Annotated in this window: 12 protein-coding genes; all 12 read left to right on the top strand. The window is 72.5% G+C overall.

Annotated elements, in window-relative coordinates:
* Positions 1 to 7: 7 nt before the first annotated feature.
* The 12 genes from SHK19_RS13695 (at position 8) to SHK19_RS13640 (ending at position 13,471) form a co-directional block, all read left to right on the top strand.
* Positions 8 to 1,546, top strand: a complete 1,539-nt coding sequence (locus SHK19_RS13695; RefSeq protein WP_322936554.1) for a UDP-N-acetylmuramoyl-L-alanyl-D-glutamate--2,6-diaminopimelate ligase — start codon at positions 8 to 10, stop codon at positions 1,544 to 1,546.
* Entirely contained in the window at positions 1,543 to 2,907 is a 1,365-nt protein-coding gene (locus SHK19_RS13690; RefSeq protein WP_322936553.1) for a UDP-N-acetylmuramoyl-tripeptide--D-alanyl-D-alanine ligase, read from the top strand. The genes SHK19_RS13695 and SHK19_RS13690 overlap by 4 nt, the downstream gene beginning before the upstream one ends.
* Before the next feature lie 64 nt (positions 2,908 to 2,971).
* On the top strand, positions 2,972 to 4,021 hold the full coding sequence (mraY, locus tag SHK19_RS13685) for a phospho-N-acetylmuramoyl-pentapeptide-transferase (protein WP_405030505.1): 1,050 nt from the start codon (positions 2,972 to 2,974) through the stop codon (positions 4,019 to 4,021).
* On the top strand, positions 4,018 to 5,502 hold the full coding sequence (murD, locus tag SHK19_RS13680) for a UDP-N-acetylmuramoyl-L-alanine--D-glutamate ligase (protein ID WP_322936552.1): 1,485 nt from the start codon (positions 4,018 to 4,020) through the stop codon (positions 5,500 to 5,502). Before mraY ends, murD begins: the two co-directional genes overlap by 4 nt.
* Before the next feature lie 112 nt (positions 5,503 to 5,614).
* Positions 5,615 to 6,787: a putative lipid II flippase FtsW gene (ftsW, locus tag SHK19_RS13675; RefSeq protein ID WP_322936551.1), complete on the top strand. Its 1,173-nt coding sequence runs from the start codon at positions 5,615 to 5,617 to the stop codon at positions 6,785 to 6,787.
* An 8-nt stretch (positions 6,788 to 6,795) separates the two neighbouring features.
* A complete protein-coding gene (murG, locus tag SHK19_RS13670; RefSeq protein WP_449867068.1) occupies positions 6,796 to 7,887 on the top strand; it encodes an undecaprenyldiphospho-muramoylpentapeptide beta-N-acetylglucosaminyltransferase in 1,092 nt (363 codons plus the stop codon).
* Between the two features lie 10 nt (positions 7,888 to 7,897).
* Positions 7,898 to 9,370: a UDP-N-acetylmuramate--L-alanine ligase gene (gene murC, locus SHK19_RS13665; RefSeq protein ID WP_322936549.1), complete on the top strand. Its 1,473-nt coding sequence runs from the start codon at positions 7,898 to 7,900 to the stop codon at positions 9,368 to 9,370.
* Positions 9,363 to 10,109 (top strand): cell division protein FtsQ/DivIB, encoded by a 747-nt coding sequence (locus tag SHK19_RS13660; RefSeq protein WP_322455512.1) that lies wholly within the window; start codon positions 9,363 to 9,365, stop codon positions 10,107 to 10,109. Before murC ends, SHK19_RS13660 begins: the two co-directional genes overlap by 8 nt.
* A 158-nt stretch (positions 10,110 to 10,267) precedes the next feature.
* Positions 10,268 to 11,452, top strand: coding sequence for a cell division protein FtsZ (gene ftsZ, locus SHK19_RS13655; protein ID WP_322455511.1), 1,185 nt, complete (start codon positions 10,268 to 10,270; stop codon positions 11,450 to 11,452).
* Between the two features lie 27 nt (positions 11,453 to 11,479).
* The gene (locus SHK19_RS13650) at positions 11,480 to 12,187 is read left to right on the top strand and encodes a polyphenol oxidase family protein (protein ID WP_322936548.1); all 708 of its coding nucleotides are present in this window, start codon (positions 11,480 to 11,482) and stop codon (positions 12,185 to 12,187) included.
* Entirely contained in the window at positions 12,184 to 12,906 is a 723-nt protein-coding gene (locus tag SHK19_RS13645; protein WP_322455509.1) for a YggS family pyridoxal phosphate-dependent enzyme, read from the top strand. The genes SHK19_RS13650 and SHK19_RS13645 overlap by 4 nt, the downstream gene beginning before the upstream one ends.
* A gap of 70 nt (positions 12,907 to 12,976) precedes the next feature.
* Positions 12,977 to 13,471, top strand: a complete 495-nt coding sequence (locus tag SHK19_RS13640; RefSeq protein WP_322455508.1) for a cell division protein SepF — start codon at positions 12,977 to 12,979, stop codon at positions 13,469 to 13,471.
* Positions 13,472 to 13,531 lie beyond the last annotated feature (60 nt).

Raw genomic sequence — 13,531 nt, 5'->3', positions numbered from 1 at the left:
ACCCCTGATGGACACGGGGACCACGCGACCGCGGCACCCGGCGGCGCTCTCGTTCGACGACGTCGTCGCACTGGTCCGGGAGCAGGACGAGGCGCGCGTGGTCGGCGGCGACGGTGCCGACGTGGCGGTCACGGGCATCACCCTCGACTCGCGGCGGGTGCTGCCGGGCGACGTCTACGCAGCGCTCCCCGGTGCGCGGGCCCACGGCATCGACTTCGTCACCCAGGCCGCGGCTGCGGGCGCCAGCGTGGTCCTGACCGACGAGACCGGCGCGGCCGCCGTACCGGCGGGCCTGCCGGCCGTCGTCGTGGCGCAGCCGCGTGGGGTGCTCGGCGCCGTCTCCGCCGGCATCTACGGGCACCCCGCCCGCGCGATGCGGATGATCGGGGTCACCGGCACCCAGGGCAAGACCACCGCCACCCGCCTGCTCGACAGCGGCCTCGGCGCGGCCGGCATCGCGTCCGCGGTCGTCGGCACCGTCGGCACGCGCCTCGCCGGGACGGACCTCAAGACGACGCTCACGACCCCGGAGGCGCCGGACCTGCACGGGCTGTTCGCGTTGATGCGGGAGGAGGGGATCACCTGCTGCGCGATGGAGGTGTCGAGCCACGCCCTGGTGCTGGGGCGGGTCGACGGGGTGGTGTTCGACGTCGCCGTCTTCACGAACCTCGGGCGTGACCACCTCGACTTCCACGCCGATCTCGACGACTACTTCGCCGCCAAGGCGGCGCTGTTCACCCCCGGACGGGCGCGGCTCGGCCTGGTCAACGTCGACGACGAGCACGGTCGCCGGCTCGTGACCACCGCGACCATCCCCATCCGCACGATGTCCACGCACGGCCGTGACGCCGACTGGTCGGTGACCGACGTCGAGCTCGGACCGGAGGGATCGACGTTCACGATCCGCGGGCCGGGCGGTCTGTCGCTCCCGGCGTCGGTGGCACTGCCGGGCGACTTCAACGTCGCCAACGCGCTGTCGGCCGTCGCCGCGGCGACCGAGGCCGGGCTCGATCCCGAGCAGGTGGTCGCGGGGGTGGCGGCGACCGGAGGAGTGCCGGGCCGGTTGGAGCGGGTGTCCGACGAGACCGTCGGCTTTGCGGTCTACGTCGACTACGCGCACAAGCCGGACGCCCTCACGGCGGTGCTCGCGACGCTGCGGCCCGTGACGGCCGGCCGCCTGATCGTCGTCATCGGCGCGGGCGGCGACCGTGACCGCGGCAAGCGGCCGGCTATGGGCGCGATCGCCGCTGCCCAGGCCGACCTGGTGATCGTTACCGACGACAACCCGCGCACCGAGCAGCCGGCCGAGATCCGGGCGGCGGTGCTGGCGGGCATCGACGACGTCGAGGCGTCGCGGCGGGCCGAGGTGCTCGAGGTCGGTGACCGCCGGGCCGCGATCGCGACCGCGCTCGACGCCGCCGGGCCGGGCGACGTCGTGCTCGTGGCGGGCAAGGGGCACGAGACCGGCCAGGAGATCGACGGCGTGATCCATCCCTTCGACGACCGCGAGGTCGTGCGCGAGCTGCTCCGGGGAGCCGCCCGATGATCCCGATGCGGCTCGACGAGATCGCCGCCGTCGTCGGCGGCGAGGTGCACGGCGACCCGGCGCTGGCAGTGACCGGCACCGCGTACGTCGACAGCCGCTCGCCCGTCCCCGGCGGGCTCTTCGTCGCGATCGTCGGCGAGCGCGTCGACGGGCACGAGTACGCCGGCGGCGCGCACGCCGTGCTCGGCAGCCGGCCGACCGGAGCCCCTACGGTGGTGGTCGCCGACCCGGTGGTGGCGCTGGGCCGGCTCGCCCGGCACGTCGTGGCCCGGACGCCCGCGACGGTGCTGGCGCTGACGGGGTCGCAGGGCAAGACCGGCACCAAGGACTACCTGGCCGGTGTGCTCGAGCTCCTCGCCGGCGGCGACCGGGTCGCCGCCACCGAGGGCAACGGCAACAACGAGATCGGTGTGCCGCTCACCGTCCTGCGCGCCGGCGCAGCGACCGACTACCTGGTCGTCGAGATGGGCGCGCGGGGAGTCGGGCACATCCGCTACCTGTGCGAGATCGCACCCCCGCGGATCGCCGCGGTGCTCAACGTCGGCACTGCGCACGTCGGTGAGTTCGGCGGTCGCGAGCAGATCGCGCTGGCGAAGGGGGAGATCGTCGAGGCGTTGCCGGCCGACGGCGCGGCGGTGCTCAACGCCGACGACCCGCTCGTGGCGGCGATGGCGTCGCGGACCCGGGCGCCGGTGGTGACGTTCGGCCGCGGCGGCTCGCTCCGGTACGACGCCGTGGAGCTCGACGCGCTGGGTCGCCCGGGGTTCACCCTCGCCCACCACGACGAGGCGCACCCGGTCCAGCTGCTCCAGTCGGGCGCGCACCAGGCGCAGAACGCGGCCGCCGCGGCCGCCATGGCCCTCGCCGCCGGGTTCCCGCTCGCCGACGTCGCCGGAGCGCTGTCCGAGATCGCCCCTGCGTCGCGGTGGCGGATGGAGGTGGAGGAGCGGTCCGACGGGATGGTCGTCGTCAACGACGCCTACAACGCCAACCCCGACTCCATGCGCGCCGCACTGGAGGCCCTGGTCGCGATCGGACGGGCGCGCGGGCGCCGTACCGTCGCCGTCCTCGGACAGATGATGGAGCTCGGCGCCGAGCACGAGGCGGGACACCGGTCCGTCGGCACCGACGCCGCCCGGCTCGGGGTCGACGTCGTCGTCGTGGTCGGCGATCCCGCCGCACCGATCGCGGAGGCGATCACCGCCGCCGACGGTCCGGTCGTGATCAGGACCGAGGGGCGCGACGAGGCCCTCGCCTGGGTGCGGCAGAATGCCGGTCCGGAGGACGTCGTCCTCGTCAAGGCGTCCCGTGGGGTGGCGCTCGAATGGGTCGCCGAGAAGTTGCTGGGTGACCCGGGATGACAACGACAGCGTGTGAGAGGACACCGGCGTGCTAGCGATCCTGCTCGGTGGGGGCATCTCGCTGATGATCTCGCTGCTCGGCACCCGGGTCGCGATCCGCCTGTTCACCAAGTGGGGCTACGGCCAGGAGATCCGCGACGACGGCCCGACCAGCCACCACACCAAGCGCGGCACGCCCACGATGGGTGGCGTCGTGATCATCGCCTCGGTGGTCCTGGGCTACGGCCTCGCCAAGGTGCTCACGGCCGACGCGCCCAGCGCCTCGGCGCTGCTGCTGCTCTTCCTGTTCGTCGGGATGGGCCTGGTCGGCTTCCTCGACGACTTCATCAAGATCTCCAAGCAGCGCAGCCTCGGCCTGCGCAGCAAGGCCAAGATGGTCGGCCAGACCGTGATCGCCCTGGTCTTCGGGGTCCTCGCCCTGGCGCCGTGGCTCGAGGACGAGAACGGCCGGCCGCCGGCGTCCGAGAAGGTGTCGTTCCTGCGTGAGATCGAGTGGCTGGCGCTGCCGATGGTGCTCGCCCTGCTGCTGGTCTGGCTGCTCGTCACCGGCTTCAGCAACGCGGTCAACCTCACCGACGGCCTCGACGGCCTCGCCGCCGGCGCGAGCGTGATGGTCTTCGGCGCCTACACGCTCGTGAACATCTGGCAGAACAACCAGTCCTGCGAGGACGCCGCGGGCGCCAGCTGCTACAACGTCCGAGATCCGCTCGACCTCGCCATCATCGCCGCCGCGATCACCGGGGCCTGCTTCGGCTTCCTGTGGTGGAACGCCTCGCCGGCGAAGATCTTCATGGGCGACACCGGGTCGCTCTCCCTCGGCGGCGGGCTGGCGGGCTTCGCGATCCTCACCCGCACGGAGTTGCTGCTGGTGATCCTCGGCGGGTTGTTCGTGCTCATCACGGCCTCGGTGATGCTCCAGGTCAGCTGGTTCAAGGCGACCAAGCGGTTCACCGGTGTGGGCAAGCGGGTGTTCCGGATGGCACCGCTCCAGCACCACTTCGAGCTGCTCGGCTGGGAGCAGGTGACAATCGTGATCCGGTTCTGGATCATCACCGGGCTCTTCGTCGCCACCGGCCTGGGCGTGTTCTACGCCGAGTGGGTGGCCCGGTTGTGACGGACGTCGACGGTCTCGGCCGCAAGGACTCCTGGCGCGGCGTGCGGGCGGTCGTCGCCGGCTTCGGCGCGAGCGGGGCGGCCGCGGTGGACAACCTGCTGCACCTCGACGCCGACGTCACCGCGGTGGCCGACGCCGTCGGCCCGAGGCTGCAGCCGCGGGCCGAGCTCCTGGAGGCGCTCGGTGCCCGGTTCCGGGTCGGCGAGGGCGCCGCCACCGCGCTCCCCGACGACGTCGACCTGGTCGTGGTCTCGCCGGGCTTCCGCCCGGACGCACCGCTGCTGGTGCAGGCGGCCGAACGCGGAGTGCCGGTCTGGGGAGAGGTTGAGCTCGCCTGGCGGCTCCGCGACCCCGAGCGCCCGGCGCCCTGGCTCTGCGTCACGGGCACCAACGGCAAGACCACGACCGTGCAGATGCTCGACTCGATCCTCCGCGCGGCGGGCCTGCGCAGCGTCGCGGCCGGCAACGTCGGCCTGCCGCTCACCGAGGCGGTCATGGATCCCGAGCCGTACGACGTGATCGCGGTGGAGCTGTCGAGCTTCCAGCTCCACTACGTCTCGACGATGGCGGCCGAGTCGGCTGCGGTGCTCAACGTCGCGGAGGACCACCTCGACTGGTACTCCGGCGGGTCGGGGATGGACGACTACGCGCGCGACAAGGGGCGGATCTACCAGGGTGTCGCGCGGGCCTGCGTCTACAACGTCGCGGACCCGACCACCGAGCGCCTGGTTCGCGAGGCCGACGTCGTCGAGGGAGCGCGGGCGATCGGCTTCACCCTCGGCATCCCCTCGGTGGGCATGGTGGGCGTCGTCGAGGACCTCCTCGTGGACCGGGCCTTCGTCGACGAGCGGCAGAGCAGCGCGGCCGAGCTGTGCGCGATCGCCGACCTCGCCTCACCCGCCCCGCACTTCGTCGCCAACGCTCTCGCCGCCGCCGCGCTGGCCAGGGCGCACGGCATCGGTCAGGCCGCCGTACGGGACGGCCTGCGGGCGTTCCGTCCCGACGGGCACCGGATCGCCGTGGTCGCCGAGCACGCGGGCATCACCTGGGTCGACGACTCCAAGGCCACCAACCCGCACGCCGCACAGTCGTCACTGGCGGCCTACGACCCCGTGGTCTGGGTGGCGGGCGGCCTGGCCAAGGGCGCGACCTTCGACGAGCTGGTGCGGCAGGTCGGCCGCCGGCTGCGGAGCGTCGTCCTCATCGGAAGGGACCGCGCGGTGATCGCGGAGGCGCTCGCGCGACACGCGCCAGATGTCCCGGTGATCGAGGTGACCGCCGGAGAGACTGGCCCGGTAGACGGGGCTGACCTGATGCGACGCGTCGTCGGGGCGGCGGCTGCGGCTGCCCGACCCGGGGACACGGTGCTTCTGGCGCCCGGGTGCGCCTCGATGGACCAGTTCTCCGACTACGCCGCACGGGGCGACGCCTTCGCAGCAGCGGTCCGAGCGGCGATCGCCGAGCACGACACCTTGGGCTAAGCCGCACGAGACCCAGCCGGACAGAGGGGAGGCCGCCATCACCGCCGCGATCCCCGACTCCCGCGAGCGCTCTCGTCCGGCGTTCCTCCGGAACGGCCGCGGCACCACGTGGTTGACGGCCGTCCGCGACGCGATGGCGCGCCCGCTCACCAACTACTACCTCCTGCTCGGCTCGATCGCGCTGCTGCTCACCATCGGCCTGCTGATGGTGCTGAGCTCGTCCAGCGTCGAGGCGTACGAGAAGTACGGCGACTCCTACGCGATCGTCAAGCGGCAGCTGATGTGGGTCGCGATCGGCGTGCCGCTCGCGTGGCTCGCGTCCCGGGTCTCCCACAAGTGGGTCCGCAGCCTGGCCTACCCGGCGTTCTCGGTGTCGCTGGTCCTTCTTCTCGCGACGGCGCGGTTCGGCATCGAGGTCTACGGCAACAAGAACTGGCTGGCGCTGGGGCCGATCCAGATCCAGCCGTCGGAGATCGCGAAGCTCGCCATCATCATCTGGGCCGCCCACATCTACGCCAACAAGGACCGCCGTCTCGGCAACCTGCACCAGATGATGGTTCCGGTGGTCCCGGGCATGCTGCTCGCGACCGGACTGGTGGTCGTCGGGCACGACCTCGGCACCGCGCTGGTGTTCTTCGCGATCCTGGTCGGCATGCTCTGGGTGGTCGGTGCGCCTGCCCGGCTCTTCGTGATGTGCCTCAGCGTGGTCAGCGTGCTCGCCCTCGGTCTGGCTGCGACGTCACCGGAGCGCCTCGACCGGATCACGACGTTCGTCGATCCGTTCAAGGACTACCACGGCACCGGCTGGCAGCCCGCCCACGGCCTCTACGCGATGGCGACGGGCGGCATCTTCGGTGAGGGCATCGGGGCGAGCCGGCAGAAGTGGGGCACCCTGCCGGAGGCCCACACCGACTTCATCTTCGCGGTGCTGGGCGAGGAGCTCGGTCTGGTCGGCACCCTCCTCGTGATCGGGCTCTTCCTCGCCATCGCCTACGCGACGCTGCGCGTCGCCCGGCAGACCACGGACCCGTTCGTCCGCTACTGCAGCTTCGGCATCGTGATCTGGCTCCTCGGCCAGATGATGATCAACGTCGGCATGGTGCTGGCGCTGCTGCCGGTCATCGGCATCCCGCTGCCGCTGGTCTCCTACGGCGGCTCGAGCCTGCTGCCGACCTTGATCGCACTCGGCCTGGTGGTCGGGTTCGCTCGGCGCGAGCCCGCGGCCGCCCGGGCGCTCGCCCAGCGCCGCCGGGCCCGTGCGACCGGGCTGTCGGCCCGTCGATAGCCTCGCTGCTGATGAAGGTCCTGCTCGCCGGTGGGGGCACCGCCGGCCACACCTCCCCGTTGCTCGCCACGGCCGACGCCCTGGTGCGACTCGACCCGGCGACCGAGATCACCTGCCTCGGGACGCCCCGCGGCCTCGAGAACACCGTGGTGCCGGCGGCCGGTTACCCGCTGGAGCTGATCCCGCCGGTCCCGCTGCCGCGACGCCCCAACAAGGACCTGGCCATGGTGCCGTCCCGGCTGCGCGGCGCGGTCAAGGCGACCCACGAGGTGATCGACCGCGTGCGGCCGGACGTCATCGTCGGCTACGGCGGCTACGTCTCCATGCCGGCCTACCTCGCCGCCCGCCGCCGCAAGCTGCCGCTGGTGATCCACGAGCAGAACGCGCTGCCGGGCATCGCCAACAAGGTCGGCGCGCGGATCGCGCAGCGGGTCGCCGTCAGCTTCCCGGACACCCCGCTGAAGAACGCCGAGTACGTCGGTCTGCCCCTGCGCCGGATGATCTCGCAGCTCGACCGTCCCGCGCTGCGCGCGGAGGCCAGAGCGTTCTTCGGGCTCGACCCCGACCTGCCCACCTTGGTCGTGACCGGCGGCTCGCTCGGCGCGTGGAAGCTGAACCGCGCGGTCACGAGGGCGTCGGCCGCGCTCGGCGCCAGCGGTGTGCAGGTGCTCCACGTCATCGGCGCCCGCGGCAAGGAGGACCCGGAGTGGGTCGAACCCGCCGACACCGGGACGCCGTACCTCGTGCTGCCGTTCGTGGAGCGGATGGACTACGCCCTGGCCGCCGCCGACCTCATGGTGTGCCGCGGCGGTGCGTCGAGCGTGGTGGAGGCCGCCGCGACCGGCGTCCCGGCCGTCTTCGTGCCGCTCGCGCACGGCAACGGCGAGCAGCTGCTCAACGCGCGCTCGGTGGCCGACGCGGGAGGGGCGGTCGTGGTCGAGGAGGCGAGGTTCACCGCGGACTACGTCGCCGACAGCATCCCAGGGCTGCTCGGTGACCCCGACCGGCTGGCCGCGATGGGAGCGGCGGCGTCCGGCCTGGTGCCGGCCGACGCCGACGACCGGCTGGCCCTGATCGTCAGCGAGACGGCGTCCGGATGAGGGCGCAGCAATGAGGATCGACGTCCCCGGCGAGATCCCGGCCGCTGAGCAGCTCGGCCGGGTGCACTTCGTCGGCATCGGTGGCGCCGGCCTGTCGGGGATCGCCCGGGTGATGGCGCGCCGCGGGGTGCCGGTCACCGGCAGCGACGACAACGACACCCCGTTCCTGGCGCAGCTCCGCGAGCTCGACGTCCCGTGTCACCTGGGCTACGACGCCGCTCACGTCGGCGACGCCGACACCGTGGTCGTGACCACGGCCGCGCGCGACGACAACCCGGAGGTGCTCGAGGCGCAGCGCCGCGGGCTGACCCTGCTCCCGCGCTCGGCAGGCCTCAAGGCCGCGATGGAGGGACAGCAGGTGCTCGCCGTCGCCGGCACCCACGGCAAGACCACGACGACCTCCCTGCTGACGGTGGCGCTGATCGCGGCCGGCGCGGACCCGTCGTACGCCGTGGGCGGGGTGCTCACCGCGACCGGCCGCAACGCCGACCTCGGTGCCGGCCCGTTCTTCGTCGCCGAGGCCGACGAGAGCGACGGAGCCTTCCTGGTCTACGACACGTTCGGCGCGATCGTGCTGAACGTCGAGGCGGACCACCTCGACGTCTGGGGCACCGAGGCGGCCTACGCGGCGGCGTTCGACGAGTTCGCGGACGGCGTCGACGCGGCAGGGCCGATCGTCGTCGGCGTCGACGATCCCGGCGGCGCCCGGTTGGCAGACCGGCTGCGCGGTCGCGGTCGTCGGGTCATCACCGTCGGCGTCGACGGCGACGCCACACTGCGTGCGGTCGGTCTCGAGGTCGTCGACGGCGTCACGTCGTTCGACGTCGTGCCCGGTGAGGACCGGGCCGGAACGCCTGCGCTGGCGCGGATCTCGCTGCAGATCCCGGGCCGGCACTACGTGATGGACGCCCTTGCCGCCTTCGCGCTGGGCGTCGAGCTGGGCTACGACGCCGGACGGCTCGCCGAGGGGCTCGGCTCGTTCGTCGGCACCGGCCGCCGGATGGAGCTCAAGGGCCGGGTCGGGGGAGTCGGCGGTGCCGGCGGAGTGAGCGGGGAGGTGCGCGTCTACGACAGCTATGCCCACCACCCCAGCGAGATCCGGGGTGACCTCGAGGCCGCGCGGTCGGTGGCCGGCGGCGTCGGTGGCCGGTTGCTGGTGTGCTTCCAGCCGCACCTGGTGTCCCGTACCCGGATCCTCGGCGCCGAGATGGGGATCGCGCTCGGTGCGGCCGACGAGGTCGTCGTGCTCGACGTCTACGTCGCCCGGGAGGAGCCCGACCCGTCGGTCACGGGAGCGGTGGTGGCGGACGCCGTACCCCTGGCCGCCGAGCAGGTGACGTTCGTGTCCGACCGCGGTCAGGCGCTCGCGGTGCTGCTCGACCGGGTGCGTCCGGGTGACGTCGTCCTGACCCTTGGGGCCGGCGACGTGACGGCGCTGGCGCCGCAGCTGGTGGCGGCGCTGCAGGAGCGAGCCGGTGGCTGACCGCTCCACGCAGGACCAGAGCCGACGCCGGTTCGCCCGCCGCCAGTGGGCACGGCGGTGGCTGGCCTGGCGTCCCGTCCTCGCCACCGTGCTCGTGCTCGGTGCCGTCGGCTTCGCCATCTACGGGCTCTACTTCTCGTCGTGGCTCACGGTCGAGGGCGCCGAGGTGAGCGGCACGTCCCAGCTCGCCGAGGCCGAGGTGCTGGACGCCGCGGAGCTGCCGATCGACGAGGCCCTGGTCACGGTCGACCTCGACGAGATCGAGGCCAGGGTGGACGGCAGGCTCACGGCCGTGAAGTCCGTCGATGCCTCGCGCCAGTGGCCGCACGAGATCCGGATCGAGATCGAGGAGTGGCGCCCGCTCGCGGTGGTGATCGAGGGGTCCTCGTTCACGTTCCTCGCCGAGAGCGGTGACACCTTCACGTTCGAGCAGATGCCGAAGGAGCCGCCGGTGTCGCTGCCGCAGGTCAAGCTGGGCTCCCAGGCAGACCGACTGGCGCTGCAGGAGGCCGCCGCCGTCGTCGCCAGCCTGGACGACGAAGTCGCGCGGCTGGTCGACCACATCGAGGTCGAGACCGCGGACGAGATCCTGCTCGAGCTGCGCGACGGCCGCGAGGTCAGGTGGGGGAGCGCGGCGCAGTCCGACGAGAAGGCCGTGGTGCTCCTCAACCTGCTCGACGCCCGGCCGGAGGCGCAGACGTACGACGTCAGCGTGCCCAGCCTGCCGGCCGCGAAGTAGCACATCTTCTGGGATCCGAACCCGTCGTTGCGGCGTGTCTCCCGAGCAGGGGATGCCGTCGTCCTTAGTGTCATGGGCACCACGAGGTTGACATAACTATAACCCTCAGGATGAGGGTAAGGGTTCTGATCGATCCATAGCTGAGAGGGGAAGACGGCGTGGCTGCTGCACAGAACTACCTGGCCATCATCAAGGTCGTAGGCATCGGTGGCGGCGGGGTCAACGCCGTGAACCGGATGATCGAGGTCGGCCTCAAGGGCGTCGAGTTCATCGCGATCAACACCGACGCGCAGGCGCTGCTCATGAGCGACGCCGACGTCAAGCTCGACATCGGACGTGAGCTGACCCGCGGGCTAGGCGCCGGCGCCAACCCCGACGTGGGCGGACGGGCTGCCGAGGACCACGCCGAGGAGATCGAGGAGGTCCTCAAGGGGGCCGACATGGTGTTCGTGACCGCGGGTGAGGGCGGCGGCACCGGCACCGGCGGGGCGCCGGTGGTGGCCCGCATCGCCCGCTCGCTCGGCGCGCTGACCATCGGGGTCGTGACCCGACCGTTCGTGTTCGAGGGCGCGCGCCGCAAGAAGGCGGCCGACGAGGGCATCGAACGGCTCCGCGAGGAGGTCGACACCCTCATCGTGATCCCCAACGACCGGCTGCTCCAGATCTCCGACCGCAACGTGTCGGTCATGGACGCGTTCCGCCAGGCCGACCAGGTGCTGCTGCAGGGTGTCTCCGGCATCACCGACCTGATCACCACCCCCGGCCTGATCAACGTCGACTTCGCCGACGTCAAGGCCGTCATGAGCAACGCCGGCTCGGCGCTGATGGGCATCGGCTCGGCGCGCGGTGAGGACCGCGCGATCGCGGCGGCCGAGATGGCGGTGAGCAGTCCGCTGCTCGAGGCTTCGATCGACGGTGCGCACGGCGTGCTCCTCTCGGTCGCCGGGGGCTCCGACCTCGGCATCTTCGAGATCAGCCAGGCGGCCGGCATGGTGGCGGAGGCGGTGCACGCCGACGCCAACATCATCTTCGGCGCGATCATCGACGACGCGCTCGGCGACGAGGTCCGGATCACCGTCATCGCGGCCGGTTTCGACGGCGGCACCCCGCCGAAGAAGCGCGAGCTGGGCAGCTCGCTCCGTCGCGACGCCCGTCCCCAGCAGACCCAGGAAGAGATGCGCGCCGCCGTGGCCAACCGCCGCGACGCCGAGCCCGCCGCGGAGGAGCAGGCCCCCGCCCAGCAGGCGCCCGCCGAGCAGGCCGTCCCCGTGGGGGCGCGGCCGGCAGTGGCGCCGATGCAGTTCGACGACGACGAGCTGGATGTGCCGGACTTCCTGAAGTGAGTCCCGACCTGCTGGGCGGCCGACTTCGTGTTCGCCTTCCGTGACACCTGCGCCCTCGACCCGGACCTCCTTGACGGGGTCCGGGTCGAGGTCGCGTTCACGGACGCAACGGTCGACCTCCAGGGGGAGAAGGACGGCTTCGCCCTGGCCCTCGCCACCGTCGTGGAGGCGACCGGCGTCCCGTTCGCCCGGCTGAGCCAGGTGCACGGCGCCGACATCGTGACCGTCGTCGACGAGCCGCCGGCCGGCCCGTCCGACGACGTGCCGAGCGCCGACGCGCTGGTCACCACCCGACCCCGCACCGGCCTGATGGTCCGGGTGGCGGACTGCGTCCCGGTCGTCCTCGCCGACCCCGGGGCCGGGGTGATCGGCGCAGCCCACGCCGGCCGGCTCGGCATGGCCCTCGACATCGTGGGCAAGACCGTCGAGCGGATGCGCTCGCTGGGCGCTGCGGACGTCCGCGCGTGGATCGGCCCGCACGTGTGCGGTCGCTGCTACGAGGTGCCGGAGTCGATGCGCCGCGAGGTGGGCGCCGTCGTGCCGGCCGCGATGTCGGAGACCTCCTGGGGCACACCCGCGCTCGACCTCGGCGCCGGCATCGAGGCCCAGCTGGCAGCCGCGGGGGTGCCGGCGGTGCGCGTCGGCCGCTGCACGCTCGAGGACGAGACCCTTCACTCCTTCCGGCGCGACGGCGCCCGGGCGGGTCGGTTCGCCGGGCTGGTGTGGATCCCATGAGCTCCTCACGACGGGCCGAGATCGCCGCCAACCTCGGCGCGGTGCGGGAGCGGATCGCCACCGCGTGCGCGGCCGGAGGGCGCGACGCCGACGAGGTGACCCTCGTCGTCGTCACCAAGTTCTTCCCGGCGTCCGACGTCCGGCTGCTCGCCGAGCTCGGCGTCACCCACGTCGGCGAGAACCGCCACCAGGAGGCCGAGGCCAAGCACCGGGAGTGCGCGGACCTGAGACGTCCCGGGGGACCGGACCTGCGCTGGCACTTCGTCGGCGGCCTGCAGAGCAACAAGGCCGCGGCGGTCGCGGCGTATGCCGACGTGGTGCACTCCGTCGACCGCGCCAAGCTCGTCGCCCGGCTCGATGCCGGCGCTCACGACCGCTCCCATCCGATCGACGTGCTGCTGCAGGTCAGTCTCGACCCGCCCGACCGGGCCGGGCGCGCCGGTGCCGACCCCGCCGACCTGCCGGCCCTGGCCGAGCTCGTGGAGGCCGCGGGCGTGCTCCGGCTCCGTGGCCTGATGGCGGTCGCCCCGCTCGACGAGGACCCTGCGCAGGCGTTCGCCCGGCTGTCCGACGTACGCCGTGACTTCCTCGTCGATCACCCCTCTGCCGACTGGCTGTCGGCCGGGATGAGCGGCGACCTCGAGGCCGCGATCCACGCCGGCGCGACACACGTGCGCGTCGGCACCGCGGTCCTCGGATCGAGGCCCTCGGTCCAGTAATGTCCACAACAAGCCATGCGGCGTCCCTCCCGGGGCGCAAAGCCAAGAAGACAAGGCGGAGGCAACAGCCATGAGCGGTGCGATGCGCAGGATCGGTGAATACCTCGGCCTGCTCGAGGACACCGGTTACGACGAGTTCGACGGCGACGGGTACGACGCCCAGGAGACCGCCCCGGCTCGCGAGGCCCGTCCGGATCGAGCGCCCCGCGCGCGCTCTGCGTCCGTCGCCGACATCAACGAGCGTCGGCGGTCGACCCCTGCCCCCGCCGTCGGCGTGGTGGCCGAGCTGTCGCGGATCACGACCCTGCACCCGAGCACCTACAACGAGGCGCGGGCCGTGGGGGAGCAGTACCGCGACGGCACGCCGGTGATCATGAACCTCTCGGAGATGAACGACGCCGACGCCAAGCGGCTCGTCGACTTCGCTGCCGGCTTGATCTTCGCCACCCGCGGCAGCATCGAGCGGGTGACCGCCAAGGTGTTCCTGCTGTCCCCGCCCAACGTCACGGTGGCGGCCGCCGACAAGCAGCGGATCGCCGAAGGCGGTTTCTTTAATCAGAGTTAGGGCGACATCCGGCCGTTGGGGGCAGCCCCCTAGGATCACCGCAGTCCCATCAGCCACCGC

The sequence above is a fragment of the Nocardioides bizhenqiangii genome, assembly GCF_034661235.1.
GTDB classification, from domain to species: Bacteria; Actinomycetota; Actinomycetes; order Propionibacteriales; family Nocardioidaceae; genus Nocardioides; species Nocardioides bizhenqiangii.
This window is presented reverse-complemented; position numbering and strand designations above follow the sequence as displayed.